The organism is Flavobacterium sp., assembly GCF_046317795.1.
In the GTDB taxonomy this organism is placed as follows: domain Bacteria; phylum Bacteroidota; class Bacteroidia; order Flavobacteriales; family Flavobacteriaceae; genus Flavobacterium.
The window spans coordinates 1-20539 of record NZ_JBKCVI010000189.1; the positions used below are offsets into that span (position 1 = coordinate 1).

General features: G+C 34.3%; 11 protein-coding genes and 2 pseudogenes. 8 read left to right on the forward strand and 5 right to left on the reverse strand.

Annotated features, from left to right (window positions below):
* The 4 genes and pseudogenes from ACK5ON_RS11155 to ACK5ON_RS11170 all read right to left on the reverse strand — a co-directional run.
* Nucleotides 1–776: pseudogene (locus ACK5ON_RS11155) on the reverse strand (glycoside hydrolase family 65 protein); the annotation flags it as partial.
* Between the two features lie 67 nt (nt 777–843).
* On the reverse strand, nt 844–1524 hold the full coding sequence (gene pgmB, locus ACK5ON_RS11160; RefSeq protein ID WP_409822421.1) for a beta-phosphoglucomutase: 681 nt from the start codon (nt 1522–1524) through the stop codon (nt 844–846).
* Entirely contained in the window at nt 1517–3058 is a 1542-nt protein-coding gene (locus ACK5ON_RS11165; RefSeq protein WP_396175665.1) for an MFS transporter, read from the reverse strand. Before ACK5ON_RS11165 ends, pgmB begins: the two co-directional genes overlap by 8 nt.
* 188 nt (nt 3059–3246) lie before the next feature.
* Entirely contained in the window at nt 3247–4269 is a 1023-nt protein-coding gene (locus tag ACK5ON_RS11170) for a LacI family DNA-binding transcriptional regulator (RefSeq protein ID WP_409822424.1), read from the reverse strand.
* A 226-nt stretch (nt 4270–4495) separates the two neighbouring features.
* On the opposite strand from ACK5ON_RS11170, the gene ACK5ON_RS11175 reads away from it, so the two are divergent.
* The 8 genes from ACK5ON_RS11175 to ACK5ON_RS11210 all read left to right on the forward strand — a co-directional run bounded on the left by ACK5ON_RS11175 (nt 4496) and on the right by ACK5ON_RS11210 (nt 20393).
* Nucleotides 4496–7600, forward strand: a complete 3105-nt coding sequence (locus tag ACK5ON_RS11175) for a SusC/RagA family TonB-linked outer membrane protein (RefSeq protein ID WP_409822426.1) — start codon at nt 4496–4498, stop codon at nt 7598–7600.
* 11 nt (nt 7601–7611) lie between these two features.
* Nucleotides 7612–9168, forward strand: coding sequence for a RagB/SusD family nutrient uptake outer membrane protein (locus ACK5ON_RS11180; protein WP_409822428.1), 1557 nt, complete (start codon nt 7612–7614; stop codon nt 9166–9168).
* Nucleotides 9169–9186: 18 nt separating this feature from the next.
* Complete coding sequence (locus ACK5ON_RS11185) at nt 9187–10365, forward strand: SusE domain-containing protein (protein ID WP_409822430.1); 1179 nt, start codon at nt 9187–9189, stop codon at nt 10363–10365.
* Between the two features lie 60 nt (nt 10366–10425).
* Nucleotides 10426–13317, forward strand: a complete 2892-nt coding sequence (locus tag ACK5ON_RS11190; RefSeq protein ID WP_409822432.1) for an alpha-amylase family glycosyl hydrolase — start codon at nt 10426–10428, stop codon at nt 13315–13317.
* A gap of 362 nt (nt 13318–13679) precedes the next feature.
* Entirely contained in the window at nt 13680–15176 is a 1497-nt protein-coding gene (locus tag ACK5ON_RS11195) for a T9SS type A sorting domain-containing protein (protein ID WP_409822434.1), read from the forward strand.
* Between the two features lie 81 nt (nt 15177–15257).
* Nucleotides 15258–18062, forward strand: coding sequence for an AsmA family protein (locus ACK5ON_RS11200; protein WP_409822436.1), 2805 nt, complete (start codon nt 15258–15260; stop codon nt 18060–18062).
* 74 nt (nt 18063–18136) lie between these two features.
* Nucleotides 18137–19474 (forward strand): hydroxymethylglutaryl-CoA reductase, degradative, encoded by a 1338-nt coding sequence (locus tag ACK5ON_RS11205; protein WP_409822438.1) that lies wholly within the window; start codon nt 18137–18139, stop codon nt 19472–19474.
* Nucleotides 19475–19478: 4 nt separating this feature from the next.
* Nucleotides 19479–20393, forward strand: a complete 915-nt coding sequence (locus tag ACK5ON_RS11210; protein ID WP_409822440.1) for a GYDIA family GHMP kinase — start codon at nt 19479–19481, stop codon at nt 20391–20393.
* Between the two features lie 40 nt (nt 20394–20433).
* Here ACK5ON_RS11210 and ACK5ON_RS11215 read toward each other — a convergent pair.
* Nucleotides 20434–20539 (reverse strand): annotated as a pseudogene (locus ACK5ON_RS11215) (transposase); the annotation flags it as partial.

The following is a 20539-nucleotide window of genomic DNA, read 5'->3' on the forward strand; positions in this document are numbered from 1 at the left end:
ATGGAAGCTGTTTGTCCTTTTGCCGCAGAAACTTCATAAGAAAAGACAATTTTATCAGCTGTTTTTTCAGAAATTATAGGGTTGTTGTTTTGCGCTATTCCATTTAGCAAAATAGTATTTTGCATAAAAGTAGTAGCTTCAAAATGGGTTTTAAAAGTTCTTGCCGAAACAAAAGCTTGGTTAGCATTGTGTTCCACACTTATTGGTTCCCAAAATTTTTCTTCCCAATTGGCATCTTCGTTGTGAACTCCAGCGTCAACATAAGGTTTGAAAATTATTTTGGCATCAGAATTTGTGGGTGTTATTTCATAATTTATCACACCAACTTCGTCTAAATCTAAAGATAGAAAACGACAAACTTTAACGTCAATTTCAGTTCCATTTTGAAGAGTGGCATTGAAAGAACGGTAATAAATTCCTTCTTTCATATTCAATTCACGACGGAATTTTGAAACCGATTTGCATGTTGCTAAATCCAAGTTTTCACCATTAATTTCGATATTGATTCCAATCCAATTGGGTGCATTTAACACTTTGGCAAAATACTCTGGATATCCGTTTTTCCACCAACCCACTTTGGTTTTATCAGGATAATAAATTCCGGCAATATAACTGCCTTGGAAAGTGTCTCCAGAGTAAAACTCTTCAAAATTGGCACGTTGTCCCATGGCACCATTGCCAATACTAAATAAACTTTCGGAGGATTTTACTTTATCTGCATCAAATCCTTCTTCAATAATCGACCAATTGTTTGGTTTTATATAATCTTGATTCATAAGCCCCTCTTAATCTCCCCAAAAGGGAGAAAACTAATAGTTAATAATTATTTTATTTTTCAGTCCTCTATAAAGCCCCTCCTTTGGAGGGGTTGGGGAGGCATAGCGCTTCAATGAATGAAACATCCATAAAAGTAAAATCACTAAAATTGTACTTTGCTTCGTGTAATATTTTTTTGTCTCCAATACCGACACTTACCATATTGGCAGTATTAGCAGCTTGAATTCCTGCAACTGAATCTTCAAAAACTATTGAATTTTCGTTGGAGGTGTTTAATAATCTTGCTGCTCTTAGAAAAACTTCTGGGTCTGGTTTTGCATTAGACACATCATTTCCATCAACTATGGCATCAAAAAGAGGTAAAATTCCTGTTTTTTCTAAAATAGGTCTCGCATTTTTACTAGCTGAACCTAAGGCAATCAGTTGATTTTTTTCTTTAATAAATTCTAATATATGAAAAACTCCAGGAAGAATTTCACTTTGATCCATGTCAACTAAATAGGACAGATAATCTTCGTTTTTTTGGATTAGCCATTTGTTTTTGTCTTCTTGAGTGGCCTTTATTTTTCCCAATTCTAAAATAATATCTAGAGAGCGAACACGACTTACTCCTTTTAAATGCTCATTGTGTTCTGGTGTAAATTCTATTCCTAATTGTGAAGCTATTTTTTGCCAAGCCAAAAAATGATATTTAGCGGTGTCAACAATAACGCCATCAAGATCGAATATAAATGCTTTTTTATTCATTGATGTCAATCTTTTTATTGGTAGAAACAGTTAATGTTAATAATCCTGCCAGTATCATAGAACAACCTCCAACAATTAATGCATAAATAGGTTCACTGTTAAAAAATTCTTTCACTAAAAACCCTAAAATTGTTCCTGCGACAATTTGAGGAATTACAATAAAAAAATTAAAAACGCCCATGTAATACCCCATTTTGTTGGATGGTAATGCTCCCGAAAGCATAGCGTATGGAATCGATAAAATACTTGCCCAAGCAATTCCAACACCAACCATGGCTAATAGTAATCCAACTTTGTCTGAAAGGAAATAAACGGAAATTAAACCAATACCTCCAGCAATTAAAGCTAACATGTGTGTAAATTTATTACTTGTTCTTCTTGCTAATACTGGTAATAAAAAAGCTACTGCTGCTGCAACACCATTATAAACAGTAAACATCACCGAAACCCAGTCTGCTGCATCATTATAAATTTTTGAAGTAGAGTCTGAAGTTCCAAAAACGTGACCAGTTACTGCTTTTGTCGTATAAATCCACATAGAAAAAAGGGCAAACCAAGAAAAAAACTGTACCCAAGCGAGTTGTTTCATGGTTTTAGGCATATTTAATAAATCGGTAATTATTACGGTAAATCCATTTCTAATATCACTTTTACGTAATTGAGAAACTAAGGCAAAAAGAAATCCGACTACTAGTAATCCTATGGAAAGAATATAAAGTTCTTTATGTTCATTGCCTTCACCTTTTGAGTTTATATGATGAACATATATAGAAAAAATGGTTCCAATTGCTAAAAGAAATAATCCTATGGTAAATTGTCTTTTTATGGTTACGCCACTTTGAGTGGCCATTTTTTCTTGGTAATTTTTTGTGGCGTTTTCTTTTTTTGAATCTTCAAATGCCTCCAATTCTTCTGGTGAGTATTCTTTAGACTTGAGAACTGTCCATAATACGGCTAAAAAAAAGACAATTCCACCTACATAGAATGACCATTTTACAGATGAAGGAATAATTCCTTCTGGCGCTGTATTTTCAATTCCGAACCAATTTGTAAAAATGTATGGTAGTGCCGAACCTACTACTGCACCAATTCCAATGAAAAAACTTTGCATTGCAAAACCTAAAGTTCTTTGTCTCTCAGGAAGATTATCACCAACAAAAGCTCGGAAAGGTTCCATAGAAATGTTGATGGAGGAATCCATAATCCAAAGAGTTCCAATGGCTATCCACAATGTTGGTGAGTTTGGCATTATAAATAATGCAACAGCAGATAAAATCGCCCCAACTAAAAAGTAAGGTCTTCTTCTACCTAATCTAGTCCATGTTCTGTCTGAAAAGTAACCTACAATTGGTTGAATAATTAAACCAGTTAAAGGTGCTGCCAACCAATAAAGACCAATTTTGTCAACATCGGCACCAAGTGTATCAAAAATTCTTGAAGTATTTGCGTTCTGCAAAGCAAAACCAAACTGTATTCCTAAGAAACCGAAACTCATGTTCCAAATTTCCCAGAAACCTAATTTACGCTTTTCCATTATCGTAATTTAATGATTTATAATACGATAAGCGCTATGCTTATCAAAACTTGAATTTATTTTCGAAGTAAAAGTACAAGCTTTGATAATTGCTGTAAATATAGTAAAGAATTTAAATTGTGACGGTTTTCAATTAAAAAAAATCAGACAACAACTAACGAAAACGTTTTTTGTTGATAACAAAAGTGCTATTTGGTTGACTCTCTTTCCACAAGTTCGGTTTCAATCACCTCTGTTGTGTATTGTTCTTCCTCTTCTTCCTGCTCGTTTTCTAGTCTTTCGATGAGCATTTTCGCCGCTTTACCACCCATTTTAAATCCGTTTTGACCAACAGTAGTAATACTTGGCGTAGAGTATTTTGAGATTATTCCATCAGTAAAACCAATAATGGATAGGTCATCTGGGACTTTAATACCATGTTTATATGCCATTTTGATAGCAGTTACAGCAAATATTTCGTTGACAGCAAAAATGGCATCTAATTCGTTGTTCAAAATTAAATTTTCAATAGAGGTTTCGAAATGTTCGGTATCTTCAATTTTTAAAATAATTTCTTCATTAACTTTTAAATCATTATTTTTTAAAGTTTTTATGTATCCATCAGTACGGAGTTTACCAACGCTTACATAATCGACTGTAGTTATTAAAGCTATTTTTTTAAATCCTTTGTCAATTAAAAATTGCGTAGCATTGAAAGCGGCTAAAGTATCGTCAATAATAACTTTATCGCATAAAATATCATTGGTAACTCGGTCAAACATTACCACTGGCATTCCTTGGTTGATGACCTCAAGAATATGATGAAAATCTTTTTTTTGCTGCGTTTCTTTAGATAGTGACATTATAAATCCATCAATACTACCGTTGGCCAACATTTCCATGTTGATGACTTCTTTGTCAAACGACTCGTCTGACAAACAAACAATAACGTTATAGCCATTTTCATTGGCTACATTTTCGACACCACTGATGACTGTGGCAAAAAAATGATGAATAATTTCGGGAATAATAATACATATTGTTTTTGTCTTTCTATTTTTTAAACTTAACGCAATATTATTGGGTTTATAATTATATAGTTTCGCAAATGCTTGTACTTTTTGACGAGTATCTTCGCTTATTTCCAAACTGTTTTTTAACGATTTTGAAACGGTTGAAATTGATACATCAAGTTCTTTTGCGATTTCTTTTAATGTTACTTTTCTTTTCATTTTAATAATATGATAAATACTGATTTCCGAATAAAGATATATTTTATTTTTTATTTTCTTAATTTTAGTGCTAATAAAATGAAATGTTGAAAAAGTTTTCAACACGCAAACGTTTTCGTGTCATATTTTGCAATTATTTTACTTGTAAAACGTTATTTTTACATAAATTTAACATTCGAAGTAATAGTACAGGCACAAAAGCAAATTTTTAACCTAAACAAAATGTATGAAAACAATTTACAAAAAGTTGTTATTTTTATTCCTAACACTACCTTTTAGCGTTTTTGCACAGAACACTTTGAGTGGTGTTGTACTTGATGCAAAATCAAACCTCCCTTTGCCAGGAGTAAACGTAGTAGTTCAAGGTGCAAATAGTAGCACTTCAACTGACCTCGACGGAAAATTTAAATTAGGAGGCCTAAAAAGTGGGGACAAGATTGTCTTTTCTTATATAGGGTATAACTCCAACACGTTAAACTATTCTGGACAAAAAGAAGTAAGTATTTCACTTGAAGAAAGTGCCAATCAATTACAAGAAGTGGTTGTGCAAGTAGGATATGGAACTGCGAAAAAGAAAGATGCTACTGGATCGGTTGCTGTTATTTCCTCTAAAGATTTTAACAGAGGTGCTGTTTTATCTGCCGATCAGCTATTAGTTGGTAAAGCGGCTGGAGTTAGAATAACTAATAACGGTGGAGAACCCGATACGGCTCCAAACATTAGAATCAGAGGGCTTTCATCTTTAAAAGCTGAAGCTGCACCATTAATTGTTATTGACAATGTACCTATCGACAATCGATTGGCTGCTGGTCAGGGAAATCCATTATCATTAATTAATCCTAATGATATTGAGTCTTTTACCATTTTGAAAGATGCCTCTGCGACTGCTATTTATGGTTCTAGAGCATCAAATGGAGTTATTATTATAACTACTAAAAAAGGGTCTAGTGGGGCACCTCAATTCAGTTATTCTTCTACTTTTTCATCTTCTAAAGCGAATAAGTTAATTGACGTTAGAGATGGTAATGAGTTTAGAGATTTTATTGTTAGCGAACATCCTGATTTAACAAATAGTTTAGGTATTGATGATCCTACTAACTTTCTAGTAGACGATCCAGCAACACCTAATGTAATTGAAGGAAGAATATTATCAAACACCAACTGGCAAGACCAAATATTCAGAAATAGTTTTAGCCAAGATCATAATTTTAGTGCTAGAGCTGCTATTTTTGGGGATGTTCCTTTTAGAGCATCGATTGGGTATAACAATACACAAGGTATTATAAAAACAAATGATTATTCAAGAATCTCAGCTGGTTTTAAGGTAACCCCCTCTTTTTTTAACAAACACTTAAAGGTAGATGTAAATGCTAAGGGTTTTAGTTCCAAAAAGAACGCTATAGATGTAGGAGCTAATATAGGCGCTGCTCTAAATATGGATCCAACTAAACCGGTTTTTGGCGATTCAACTCCTGATAATCGTTTTGGTGGTGCAAATGCTTATTACCAACTAGTTTCTAACCCAAACGTTCAAGGTTGGGATGGGGTATATCGTATAGAAGGGCAGTTAAATCCTTTGGCTAGATTAGAGCAACGTGATCGTCCTGAGAGTATCGACAAATTTTTAGGTAATATTGAGTTTGATTATAAAATGCACTTCTTACCTGAGTTAAGAGCTGTTGTGAACTTAGGTATTGAAACGTCTCAATCTAGTATAAGAGAGAGTTTTTCTGAAAGAGCTTTAGAAACATATAGAATAGTTAGCACTACGCCCATCTCCGATACTTATGTATTTAATCCGGGATTAAACTATAAAGAACGTCAAACCATAGACAACAAAACTATTGATGCTTATTTGGTTTATTCAAAAAAATTAACCGGTCTTGTTACAAGATTTGAAGGACAAGCAGGTCATACGTTTCAAAGTTTTGTAAACCAAGGCATTAAAGATATTTATAGATATAATTTGGTTACAGGTGAAAGAGAGCCTGTAATTAATCCTCAAAATGTTAATAATAGGTACTACGGAAAGATGACCTTGGAGTCTTACTTTGGTAGAGCAAATGTTGATTTGTTAGACAAATATTTATTTACCTTTACCTTAAGAGCGGACGCCTCTTCCTTATTCCCTCGTGACAGAAGATGGGGTTATTTTCCTGCTGCTGGTGTAGCATGGAAGTTGAAAGAAGAGAGTTTCTTAAAAAATTCTAAAGTTTTTAACGACCTTAAATTGCGTTTAGGATATGGAGTAACCGGTAATAGTGATATAAGAAATGAAAGTTATTATCCTTATACGCCATTATTCTCTCCAGGAGATCCTTCAGGGCAGTACCTGCCTGGAGTTAATATTTATTCTGCAAATGCATTTAATCCTAATCTTACATGGGAGGTAACTGCAACAACTAATGTTGGTTTGGATTTTGATTTATTTAAAAATGGTGTTTTATCAGGAAGTATTGATGCCTATATTAGAAAAACTACAGACTTATTAATCAAAGCTCCTTTCCCACCAGGACAATTTTTAACAAATTCATTTACAAAGAATGGTGCTGATATGACTAATAAAGGGATTGAAGTTAGTTTGTTAGGTAAAGTTATATCATCAGATGAAATGAATTGGTCTATAAACGGTAATATTTCCTATAATATTGGTAATCTTGATAGAATTGAGGGCGGCTCTAGAGTTGCAGTAGAGTCTGGTGGCTCATTACCTGGTATCGGCAGACAATTGTCTTACCATGTTGTAGGTCAACAACCTCAAGTTGCTTGGGTATTTGAGCAAGTTTATGATAATGCAGGTCAGCCAATACCTGAAGCTTTTGTAGATAGAAATGGTGATGGAGTTATTACTGATGAAGGAGATAAATATTATGTGCCATTGATACCAAATTGGACTTTCGGTTTTGGCACCTCATTCAATTATAAAAATTTTGATTTCAATGCTAGTTTCAGAGGGCAATTAGGAGGAAATGTGTTTAACGCTGTCGAATACCAATATGGATGGAATGATAGACCTCGACCAAATGCAGGTGGAGCAGCTTTGAATAATAATTTAAATGGAAATTTAGCTTTTGATAATACAAATGGAAATACTGCAGTTTCAGATTATTTTATCCGTGATGCCACTTTCTTACGATGTGAAAGCATATCTTTGGGGTATAAATTTGAAAAATTAGTAAAATCTGCTTCTGTTCGCTTGTATGTAGGGGCAAATAATTTATTTTTACTTACTAAATATTCAGGACAAGATCCAGAAAACTTTAATGGTATTGATGCTAATTTTTATCCAAGACCAAGAGTGTTTAATATGGGCGTAAATATTGATTTTTAAAAAAATAAACTATGAAAAAAATAATTAGAAATTTAGCAACGGCTTTTGTTATTCTGGCTTTTAGTTCTTGCTCGAATGAGTTAGACACTAAGCCCTTAGTGGAACAATCTTTTGAAAATTTGCTTCAACAAGATCCAAATGCAGCAAAAGGATTGTTGTCACGAATGTATGCAACCTTTGCCTTAACGGGATCAAGTGGTCCTGGTAGTTCGGATATTCAAACTCCCGATGCTGGAGAAAGTGGTTTCATAAGAGGAATCATTAATTTACAAGATTTTTCGGCAGATGCGATGAAAAATCGATGGGGTGATGATGGTTTAGACCAATTGACTACGACTTCAAACTGGACTCCAAGTAATAAATTCTTCAGGTATTTATTTGATAGAGTCTATTATACGGTGCCACAAACTACAAACCTAATACTAGCGTTAAATAACACTAGTGTTCCTGATAAAGCGCTATATATTAGTGAATTGCGTTTTTTACGTTCTTTAGCATATTACTATATGATTGATTGTTTTGGAAAAGGGGTTTTAGTGACTACAGAAAATTATGGTACAGCAACTCCACTTCCTGAAGCAAGCAGAACGCAATTGTTTAATTATGTTGAAAGTGAATTATTAGCTATAGAAAATGAACTTCCTATGACTAACGAGTACGGTAGAACAAACCGATCTGCTTGTAGGATGCTATTAGCAAAATTATATCTCAATGCAGGAGTTTATACTGGTACTGAAAGATATAATGACGCTTTAACTTACATTAACAAAGTAATTACTGAGGGTGGTTATACTTTAGCGCCTAACTTTTTACAAAATTTTTCTGCAGATAACAATACATCACAGGAAATCATCTTCCCTTTAATTGCTGATGCTTTAACCAGTCAAAGTTATAGTAATACTACTTATTTGGTTAACGGTAGTTTAAATAGCGATACAATGCCATTAAGTACTTTTGGAGCCACTGAAGGATGGGGTGGGCATAGAGCTACCAAAGCTTGGTATGGATTATTCGGTGCTACTGCTGCTGATTTAGCAGCTTCACCAGATGTTAGAGCATCTCTTTTTTGGACAACAAGTCACACTTTTGAAATGAACGATTACAAAGTATGGGTTAATGGTTATCCTTCTACAAAGTTTAGAAACGCTAATTTTACGGGAACATCTACACCAACTGGTTTCTCAAGTACAGATTTTCCAATGTTTAGATTAGCAGATGCTTATCTAATTTATGCTGAATGTGCTTTAAGAGGCGCAGCTGGAGCTTCAAATTCGCAAGCACTAACTTATGTAAACGCAATACGTTCAAGAGCAGGTGCTGCAGCAGTAGTAAGTTCAGGATTAACGTTAGATTTTATTTTAGACGAAAGAGGAAGAGAATTAAATTTTGAAGGGCATAGAAGAATTGACTTAATCCGTTTTGGAAAATTTACTGGTGGTAGTTATCTATGGCCTTGGAAAGGAAATGCATTAAATGGCACTTCAATTCCAGATACCTATAAATTATATCCTTTACCACAAACAGCTTTGGATGCTAATAATAATTTAACTCAAAACCCTGGTTATTAATAGTATAATATAGTAAATATGAAAAACATTTTAAAAGCAATATGTTCTGCCATAATTTTAACTGGGGTCATCTCTTGTGAAGACACTAAAGATCCCAATGTATCGCCAAATGGTTTTGAACTTAGAAAAGACGGTACAGTAACTTCTCCCTCGGTTTTAACTCAAGCCACAGCGACTGATGTTTTTGGTAAGTTTGAATGGGATAGTGCCAATAATGGACCAGCCACAGTTTCAAGTTATACTTTACAAGTATTTGATCATAATGATACCTCCTTATCTAATCCTGTTGAATATACTGGTAACGGTTTGGTAATCAGTCCAACTTCTAGAAAAGCCACTTTAACAGTTGCAGAATTTAATACATTATTAAATGGCTTACCTACTTTTAAATGTAGTGAAATGGATGTTGATGTAAGAATAAAATCAGTTTTGGGTATTAATCCTAATCCCTACATTCAATATTCTAATCCAATTAATGTAAAAGTTACGGCCTATTCTTTAAAATTGCCTGTAATGGCTTTTGTAAAAGCAGGAAATACGCCCTCAACTGAGCCACGAATAGCTGCTTCAACTCCAACATCTAATACAGATTATGTGGGGTATATGTATTTAGAACCGGGTAATTATAAATTTTACCAACCAGATGCGTGTCAGGATTTCACAACACCAACTATTTATGGTGGAGGCGCAATAGCAGGTTCATTGAGTTCAGCAACCAGTGCACCTAGTATTGCAGTAGCAACAGCAGGTCACTATTTAGTAAAGGCTAATTTATCAAATAACACTTATACTTTAACCCCGTTTACAACATTTGGTGTATTTGGCACAGCCACAAGATCTGGACTTGGAACTGGATTTCAAGTGCCATTTGACTATGATGCTGCTACCAAAACATGGACTAAAGAAATGGATTTAATAAGAGGAAAAAAGTTCAAATTTAAATCGAATCTTTGGACAGGAACTTTGGTTGTGCCACCGTTACCAAACCCGCCTTATGCACCAGGAACGGCATCATCATCAGTTTCTATTTTAGGTAAAACCGCAACACCATTTAGTTTGGAAGAGAATAGTACAGCAGGGCAGGGCGATATAACAGTTCCCGGAACAGATGATGGAACAAGAGACAAATATAAAATTGAACTTGATGTAAGTAAACCAAGAAATTACACCTACAAGTTAACTATTGTACCAAATTAAAAAAAAAGATCTCAAAACAAAAAGGGCAGCTTCTATCAGCCCTTTTTAACAAATTATGTTATGAAAAAAAATGGTTTTTTAAGTTTTATTTTTGTGTTGTTTGCGGCCTCAGTTTTTGCTCAAGTAACCATTTCTCCCGCTACTTTTAATGTAACCGATCCAGTTACCATTACAGTGACGTTTCCAATCACCACATGCAATACTATGGGGAATGCTCCAACAAAAGTCTATATGCATGCCGGAATTGGAGATACAACAAATGCTTTCGGCTTTTCGGTAGTAGGTAACTGGGGTCAAGATGATACAATTGGACAGATGTCAAATTCAGGTCCAGGTATTTACAGTATTACAATTACTCCTAGTACTTATTTCGGAATAAATGCAACCCAACAAGCCAGTGCTACTCGAATGGGTATGGTGTTTAGAAATGCAACTGGTTCGCAAACTTTGAAAAAAGCACCGGCTTGTAACGATTTTATTTACAACGTTGGATTTTTTCAAACAAGTTTAACTATTCCAACAGAGAATAGTACAACAATTATTAATTCAGGTGATAGTAGAACAGTTCAGGCCTCTAATACCAATGGAAATGCGAATTACAATTTGAAGGCGAATGGGGTTAGTATCAATACCGCCACAAATGTGTCATCATATTCTTTTACCGATACCAACATTTCGGAGAATAAAAACTATCAATTGGAAATTTCACAAGGATCCTCAACACAAATAAAGAAATTTAGTGTCATAGTAAATCCAGGAGTTGTTTCACAGGCGTTGCCTTCAGCATCTCTTTTAGACGGTGTAAACTATGATTCTGCCGATCAAACCAAAGCAACTTTGGTTTTAAATGCCCCTTTTAAGGATTTTGTTTATGTAGCTGGTAGTTTTAATAATTACCAACCAAGCAGTGCTTATGCAATGAAGAAAGACCCAACTTCAGGTAAATTTTGGCTTGAATTGACAGGTTTAGTTCCAGACCAAGTATACACTTTTCAATATTGGGTTTGTGACGTAACTAACAGACCAACCAACTCTCCGGCTATTGTAAAAACAGCCGACCCATTTTCAACTTTAGTGCTCTCACCTTTCGACGATCCTGAGATTGCTTCATTAGGGGTTTATCCTAATTTACCAGCTTATCCATCAGGGCAAGAAAGAGAAGTTACGGTATTGCAAACTGGACCAAATGCCTATTATAAATACAATTGGAGCGCCGCAACAACCAACTTTGTAAAACCAAAGAAAAAGGATTTAACTATTTATGAAGTATTAGTTAGAGATTTTGATGCTAATAGAAGCTATCAAGATTTGATTAACAAAATAGATTTCTTTAAAGATCTGAAAGTCAATGCGATTCAACTAATGCCTGTCATGGAGTTTGAAGGCAATCTAAGCTGGGGGTATAATACCGCTTATCATTTAGCACCAGACAAACGATACGGACCACCTTCAAAATTGAAAGAGTTTATCGACTTATGCCATCAAAACGGAATCGCCGTCATTCTTGACGTTGCTCTTAATCACGTATTTGGTCGCTCTCCATTAGAAAGAATGTGGATGTTAGATACCGATAATGATGGTTGGGGCAATGGAATAACTGCTGAAAATCCTTACTGTAACCAAGCGGCAATGCACTCCTATAATGTAGGTTCCGATTTAAATCATTTTAGAGAACCTGAAAATTTGACGAATACGTATGTTCTTAGAACAATTAAAACATGGATTGAAGACTACAAAATCGATGGATTTCGTTGGGATTTAACCAAAGGGTTTACTAATGCGTGCCCAAGTAATGTTGCTGGAGGTCAAGAAGCTTGTACCAATAGTTACATAGCAGGTCGTGTAGCTAAGTTAAAATATTATGCAGACAAGCAATGGGAACTTGATCCAAATTTCTTAGTTATTTTTGAACATTTAGGAACTGGAGGTTCTTATAACGAAGAACTTGAATGGGCAAATTACCTAAAATCGGGTGATTCAAAAGGAATTATGCAGTGGCGCAAAATGACCGATCCGTATGCAAACTTATTAAAAGGGAATGGAACTAGCTTATCTGGAGTTACAGATTCTTCTGAGCGTTTCATTGGTTATGCCGAAAGTCATGATGAGGAGCGAGTTGCCTATAAAGCACTTACAGAAACCGGCCAAACATTTGGGGATTTAGCAAAAGTACACTTGCGATTATCTGCTATGGGCGCAGTTCATCTACTGGTTCCTGGCCCAAAAATGATTTGGCATTTTGGAGAATTAGGGTGGGAACGCTCTTTATGGACTTGCCAAAACGGTAATGTTTCTTTTTCAAACCCAGATTGTAAATTAGATACAAAACCGCAACCCCAATGGTCCGAAAATTGGTTGGCAAACACGAATAGAACTACTATTTACAATAATTGGTCGCGTATGATTAATTTGAAAAAGACAGAAAATGTTTTTGAAAACGGTTCTTTTGCTTGGAACTTTGGAGCAACAGGCCGTCCAAGATTAGATGTTTGGACAAGCACTACACAGACTTCTTCTTTGAGTTATGTATTTGTATTGACCAATTTTAGCAACAATACTTATAATGTGGCTGGTGGTTTTCCTTTTGCTGGGACATGGTCCAACTTGATGGATAATTCAACCTTTTCTGTGACAGATACAAACATGAATATCAGCATAGAACCGGGCGGATTTAGAGTATATGGTAATCAGCCCTCAAGTTTAAATACAGATAACTTTAGCGCTCTAAGTTACATTAGCTTATTGCCCAATCCATCAACTAACTTTTTTTCAATTACTATTGATTCGTCAAAAGTATTTATTTATTCTATGACTGGACAATTAGTGAAATCTTTTCAAAATAAATCAAAATCAGATGTTTATGAAATTTCTGACTTGAATAGTGGTTTGTATTTAGTAAAAGTATTGGACACAAATAATAATGAAAAAACTTTAAAGTTAATTAAACAATAAATGGAAATAAAAGCTAATTAAAGATTAACCGGTTGGGTGTAATTATTTTTAATTGCTAATTATTCTTAATTGTCACATTGAGCCTGTCGAAATGTGTCCTTTTTAATGTCTTCGACAAGCTCAGACAGACATTTTTGTTCTAATTGAATAATAAATAAATTTCAAGCAAAAAATCTATTATAAAAGATATTGATTAATTACACCCAATGGGTTAAAGATTATATTGTAACTATGTATTTTTCAATAGTAAAGTATATAGTTATTAACACTACAACGTTTTCGCTATTCTTTTTTATTGATATTAATTGGGATATTATAAAAAAATTGTAAATTAGCATATTATAACTAAAAAAAATTAAATTATGAAAACAAAATTACTATTACTTATTGCATTAATTTTTAGTGCAATTAATATTAATGCTCAAGTTACATCTGTTGCTTTGGTAGGAGAAGCCGCTGGTGGATGGCCAGGACAACCAGGTAACCCAGGGCCTACAGATGTTCACCAAATGACTTCTACAGATGGTGTAAACTGGACACTAAATGCAATAACACTTACTACTTTTGCATCTGGTGGTGGTGTAAAGTTTAGAGCTAACAATGCTTGGGATATCAACTGGGGTGATACTGCATTTCCATCAGGAACTGGTACCCAAGGAGGTGCCAACATTTTATGTATAGCCGGAACTTATGATGTAACTTTCAACAGTACAACTGGAGTTTATAACTTTAGTGGTGGTACACCTCTTCCTGTGGTTAAGTTAGTTGGTACTGCGGTTACAACACCGGGCGGATTGGTTATGAATGTTTCTGGTCCAGATACTTTTACCATTTCAAATGTTACTTTAGTTGCCGGTAATGCTCAGTTTGATGTTGATGGTGATCTTTTTGGAGGAACAACTTTTCCTACAGGAAGCGCATTAAGCAATACAAGTTTAATTCCTGTTCCCGCTGCATTTTTTAGTTCAATTACTATTAACTTAGCAACTGGAGAATACAGTTTTGTTTTAATACCTCCAGTAAGTATTGTTGGTGATGCTGTTGGTGGATGGCCTGGCTCAGCGGGGAACCCTGGTCCAATTGATACAAACCAATTGTCATCAAACGACGCAATTAACTATAAACTTGATAAATTAGCTTGTGTTGTTGGACCTGCAAAATTCCGTCAAGACAATGCATGGACAACCAACTGGGGTAATGTTGCATTCCCAACAGGAACTGCAACTCAAGGTGGTGATAACATCGCAATCACAACTGCAAGTACTTATGATGTAAAATTTAATAGAGTAACTGGTGAATACAGTTTTTCTATTCCAACTTTTGCGCTTGTTGGAGCAGCTACATCAACAGGATGGCCAACTGGTACACCAGGAGAGATTGATGCAAATGCATTAACTACAACTGACGGTGTAACTTATACGCTAGCAAATGTTGCATTAAGTGTTGGCCCATGTAAATTCAGAGCGAATAATGCTTGGGATGTAAACTTTGGTGATGCTGCTTTCCCTTCTGGAACAGCTACTCAAGGCGGTGCAAATATTGAAGTGACTACTGCTAATAATTATGATGTAAGTTTAAACAGAGTTACAGGAGCTTATAATTTTACTCCTTCTTTATCCGTAAATCAATTTGGAATAGATGCAGTCTCTGTTTATCCAAATCCAACTGCAAGTAATTTTTCTATCAATGGAAATTTTGAAAAAGTACAAGTTTACACTATTTCAGGTCAGTTAATTAAAACTTTTGTTTCAAGTGATAACAATCAGTTTTCTATTTCTGATTTGAGTACAGGTCTTTATTTAGTTAGAGTTTCTGATGCCAATAATAATAATAAAACTTTGAAATTAATTAAAGAATAAGTTAAGTTTTACACTTTTTTTTAAAGCCACGTTTTAATAACGTGGCTTTTTGTATTTTTAACGAATAAATAATTTTTCAAAATGTTAAATTCAATCAAAAGTAAAGTTCTAAAATTTTTTAAAATATCAGGAATAATAATAGTGTCAATTCTCTTTTTGATGTTTATTCTTCCTATCCTTTTTCCTGAAAAAATTTCCAATGAAATAAAATCTTTTGCAAACACTAAGTTAACTGGAGAACTTGATTTTAAGGAAGCTAATCTTTCTTTTTTCAATCATTTTCCATCGCTAACCTTAACACTGACTGATTTTTCACTAAAAGGTTCGGCACCTTATAAAAAAGAAAGCCTAGTTTCAGCAAATGAAATTGCATTTGGTATCAATATCAAATCACTCATTTTTGATAAAAGTGTCACCATTGATAAAATATTTGTTTCCAATGCTTTTATAAATGTTAAAGTGAATGAAAAAGGCGAAGCCAATTATAACGTTTATATTTCAGATGAGCATACTTCCAAAAAAGAGACAACAAGTGAAACATCACTTCGCTTAGAAAAAATTGACATCGAAAACAGTCGTTTGATTTATGATGATAAATCAACAAAAGTTGTAATAGATGCCAAAGGTCTCAATTATGTTGGAAAAGGTGATCTAGATTTAGCAGTTTTTGATATTTATACCGAAGCTGAAATAGATGCTTTTAATTTAACCTACGATGGGGAACAATACCTAAAAAACAAAAAAGTTAAAGCCGATTTAATTACAAAAATAAACACCAATTCTTTTGCTTTAGTTTTTCAAGAAAATAATTTAAAAATCAACAAACTTCCAGTTGATTTCAACGGTAAATTTAATTTTTTGAGCAATGGTTATAATATGGATTTTAGTATAAAATCTGAAAACAGTAAACTGAATGATTTCTTTACAGCATTGCCACCTCAATATATAACTTGGCTTGAAAAGACAAAAGTAGAAGGCAATACTGATTTAGCACTTTCACTAAAAGGAAAATATATTGAGTCAACAAATCAAAAACCCGATTTGGCTTTTAATATGAAAATTAGAAAAGGAGTAATAAATCATAGCGAAGCTCCATTTCCAGTATCCAATATTTTTTTAAATTTTGATACTAAATTGCCTTCATTGGACACCGAAAAGTTGAAAGTAACAATAGATTCTATCTTTTTTAATGTTGATAAAGATTATGTTAAAGCCATTATCAAAACGGAAGGAATGTCTACGCTAAAAATGGATGCCCGAATTAATTCCAAAATTGATTTGGCCGCAATGGACAAAGCATTAGGTATACAAAATATGGACTTAAAAGGGGTCTTTACTATGGATATTAAATCTAAAGGGATTTATGATAAAAAAAGTGGTAAAATTCCAGTAACCGAAGGTACAATTTCCTTTAAAAATGGCTATGTGAAATCAGATTATTACCCCAATCCAATCCAAAATATAAATGTTTTAGCCACGATACTTGATAAGAAAGGTTCACTTGACGACTTGAATATCAACATAACACCTGCTTCGTTTGAATTTGAGGGGAATCCATTTTATGTTAATGCTAAATTGAATAATTTTGAAAATATCAACTATGATATCAAAGCCAAAGGCGAACTTGATATTGCCAAAATCTACAAAGTGTTTTCCCAAAAAGGATTAGAATTAGAAGGATATATCAATGCGGATGTTTCTTTCAAAGGATCACAAAATGATGCTATGAATGGCCGCTATAATAAGTTACAAAATAGCGGAACATTGAAATTAAGAAATATCAAAACCACGTCGGAGTATTTGCCACAACCATTTATTATCAAAGAAGGAACATTTGTTTTCAACCAAGACAAAATGAAATTCAACAATTTCTTGGCTACTTATGGGCAATCCGATTTTAAAATGAATGGCTATCTACAAAATGTAATCGATTTTGTATTAACCAACAAAGCTATTTTAAAAGGAAACTTTACACTCCATTCAAATTTCATTAATGTAGATGAGTTTATGGCTAATGCTACTACTGAAATTCCAGCGACACCAGTTTCAGTTGATGGGAAAGAAACAAAAAATGCTGAAGTGCCAATTGAAACTTCAACAGGAGTTGTCGTTATTCCGTCTAATTTTGATTTACAATTTAATGCTACAGCCAATAAAATCAATTTTGAAGGTTTAGCGATTGACCATTTAAAAGGGAACATGAAAATCAATCAAGGAAAGCTAGAACTCAAAAAATCTGGTTTTGATTTAATTGGAAGTAATGTACTCATGGATTTAGTTTATGGAAGTCAATCTACCGAGAAAGCTTTTTTTGATTTTAAAGTGAATGCCAAAGAGTTTGATATCAAACGTGCTTACAACGAAATAAAAATGTTTAGAGAAATGGCTTCTGCTGCCGAAAGTGCCGAAGGAATTGTATCGCTAGATTATAAAGTAGCCGGAATTCTCGATGGGAATATGTTGCCCATTTATCCTTCGCTGACTGGTGGTGGAACACTTTCTGTGAAAAATGTAAAAATGAAAGGATTTAAAATGTTTGGAACAGTCAGTAAAAAAACAGGTAAAGAGGCCATGGCAAATCCTGATTTATCCAAAGTGGATATCAATACCAAAATAAAAAACAACATTATTACTATTGAACGGTTCAAATTCAAAGTAGCAGGATTTCGCCCCAGAATTGAAGGGCAAAGCAGTTTTGATGGTAAATTAAATATCAAAATGCGATTGGGATTGCCCCCTTTTGGATTAATTGGAATCCCGCTCAAAATAACAGGAACTCAAGACAATCCAATAGTTAAAATGGGCAAGGAAACAAAAGATTTAGAAGAAACCGAATACGAAGGTGATGTACCACAACCATTATCAGCGGGTTCAAATCCAAAATAATCACCATTTTTTTTTAGAAAACAAATTTAAGAGCTATACCTTATCTTTGCAGCTAATACATTTTACTTTACTATATGAATATTGCAGTTGCAGGTTTTTCCAAATTATCCAAAGAAGAAAAAATCAATTGGATTGCCAACGAATATTTCGCCAATCCATCAGAAGCTATTGCTACGATAAAGCAATATTGGAACAACGATTCTAAATTGCAGCAATTGCACGATGAGTTTATAGAAAACACTATCACCAATTTTTATTTACCAATGGGAATTGCTCCCAATTTTCTAATCAACGGAAAATATTATTCGGTACCCATGGTGATTGAAGAAAGTTCGGTGGTAGCAGCAGCAGCGAAATCGGCTAAATATTGGAGTACTCGCGGCGGATTTAAAGCAACCGTTTTGAATACCGAAAAAATTGGTCAAGTTCACTTTATTTTCAAAGGGGAAAGCGAAAAACTTCAAGTTTTTTTTAATTCAGTAAAAAGCAATTTAGTAGCTTCTACGGAAAGCATTACCAAAAACATGCAAAAGCGTGGTGGCGGAATTCTATCTATAGAACTTAGAGACAAAACCAGCGAATTAGAAAATTACTACCAATTGCATGTTACTTTTGAAACCAAAGACAGCATGGGTGCTAATTTCATCAACTCCTGTTTGGAACAATTAGCCAAATCTTTAAAAGAAGAAGCACAAAATTATACTTATTTTACCGAAACCGAAAAGGAGATTACCATTGTGATGAGCATTTTATCCAATTATGTTCCCAATTGTATTGTTCGTGCCGAAGTTTCCTGTGCAGTGGAAGACTTAGCCGAAAACCTGCCTGCCGATAAGCAGGGAAAATTCAATAATCCACATGAGTTTGCCGAGAAATTTGTACAAGCTGTCCGCATTGCTGAGATTGAACCTTATAGGGCTGTTACCCATAACAAAGGAATTATGAATGGCGTTGACTCAGTAGTGTTAGCCACAGGAAATGATTTTCGTGCCGTGGAAGCTGGAGTGCATGCGTATGCTTCTCGAAATGGCAAGTATTCTAGTTTGTCTCATGCCAAAGTCGAAAATGGAATATTCACCTTTTGGATGGAAATTCCTTTGGCATTAGGAACTGTTGGCGGTTTAACTTCTTTGCATCCATTGGTGAAAATGGCTCTGGAAATCTTAGGAAAACCGTCGGCTCAAGAGCTAATGCAAGTTGTGGCAGTTACAGGATTAGCGCAAAACTTTGCCGCTTTACGTTCGTTAACCACAACCGGAATTCAAGAAGGCCACATGAAAATGCATTTGAATAATATACTAAATCAATTCCAAGCTACTTCAGAAGAACGACAAGCAATTGTCAAACACTTTGAAAATAATGCTATCTCTCATGCGTCAGTTGTTGAATTATTGGAAAATTTAAGAAAATAAACTTTTGAAAAAAACCTTTTATAGCAACGGAAAACTGCTCATTACTGGCGAATATGTAGTGCTTGATGGCGCTAAAGCTTTTACACTGCCTACAAAGTTTGGACAAAATTTAATAGTTGAAGAAGCTGATGGAAATTTAATCCATTGGACAAGCTATGATAGTGATGGAAGCATTTGGTTTGAAGATACTATTCCGTTTTTGTCCATTGCTAGAAAAGAGCGTTTTGATGATTCCGCAACTATTAAAAATACTTTAATCGAAATTCTGCACAAAGCTTATCTTATGAATTCCGATTTTATAACAAAAGCAAAAGGATACCATATCAAGACAGAATTGACTTTTCCAAAAATTTGGGGTTTAGGGACATCTTCTACGGTAATTAACAATGTTGCACAGTGGCTCGAAGTTGATGCTTTTGAGCTGCTGAAAAGAAGTTTTGGAGGCAGTGGTTATGACATTGCTTGTGCTCAAAACAACACCGGAATTTTATACCAATTAGTAGATGAAAAACCGATCGTAGAAATCGTAGATTTCAATCCAAGTTTTACCGATAAAATATTTTTTGTTTACCTCAATAAAAAGCAAGATAGTAAAGCAGCCATTGCTTCCTACTATAACAAGATTGGTGATGTGCACAAAACCATTCCTGCTATAAATAAAATTACCAAAAGAATTGTCGAAGCTTCCCATCTCAAAGAATTTGCTTTGGCATTAGAAGAGCACGAAATAGCACTCAGCAATATATTAGAATTGCACACAGTTAAAGAAGCACTTTTTCCAGATTTTGACGGAGTAATAAAAAGTCTTGGTGCTTGGGGTGGCGATTTTGTAATGAGTGTTTCCAAAGAAAACCCAACAGACTATTTCAAAGAAAAAGGGTTTGAGGTTGTAGTGCCTTTTAGTGAGATGATATTATAAAAAAACCCCGATAGCGCGGATTTGCAATCCGTGCCCACAATCAACTACAAAACAAATCTAACAAAATAACTTCTAAATCATTATCCAATCCTGCATAATTCCTAGCAGAACTAAAATAATAATCTTCAGGTAATGTTACTATTTTA

What these genes read in the sequence shown, in the direction of transcription:
- ACK5ON_RS11165 (WP_396175665.1), bottom strand. Translation starts at nt 3,058, where the DNA reads ATGGAAAAGCGTAAATTAGGTTTCTGGGAAATTTGGAACATGAGTTTC.
- ACK5ON_RS11170 (WP_409822424.1), bottom strand. Translation starts at nt 4,269, where the DNA reads ATGAAAAGAAAAGTAACATTAAAAGAAATCGCAAAAGAACTTGATGTA.
- ACK5ON_RS11175 (WP_409822426.1), top strand. Translation starts at nt 4,496, where the DNA reads ATGAAAACAATTTACAAAAAGTTGTTATTTTTATTCCTAACACTACCT.
- pgmB (WP_409822421.1), bottom strand. Translation starts at nt 1,524, where the DNA reads ATGAATAAAAAAGCATTTATATTCGATCTTGATGGCGTTATTGTTGAC.
- ACK5ON_RS11180 (WP_409822428.1), top strand. Translation starts at nt 7,612, where the DNA reads ATGAAAAAAATAATTAGAAATTTAGCAACGGCTTTTGTTATTCTGGCT.
- ACK5ON_RS11190 (WP_409822432.1), top strand. Translation starts at nt 10,426, where the DNA reads ATGAAAAAAAATGGTTTTTTAAGTTTTATTTTTGTGTTGTTTGCGGCC.
- ACK5ON_RS11205 (WP_409822438.1), top strand. Translation starts at nt 18,137, where the DNA reads ATGAATATTGCAGTTGCAGGTTTTTCCAAATTATCCAAAGAAGAAAAA.
- ACK5ON_RS11200 (WP_409822436.1), top strand. Translation starts at nt 15,258, where the DNA reads ATGTTAAATTCAATCAAAAGTAAAGTTCTAAAATTTTTTAAAATATCA.
- ACK5ON_RS11195 (WP_409822434.1), top strand. Translation starts at nt 13,680, where the DNA reads ATGAAAACAAAATTACTATTACTTATTGCATTAATTTTTAGTGCAATT.
- ACK5ON_RS11185 (WP_409822430.1), top strand. Translation starts at nt 9,187, where the DNA reads ATGAAAAACATTTTAAAAGCAATATGTTCTGCCATAATTTTAACTGGG.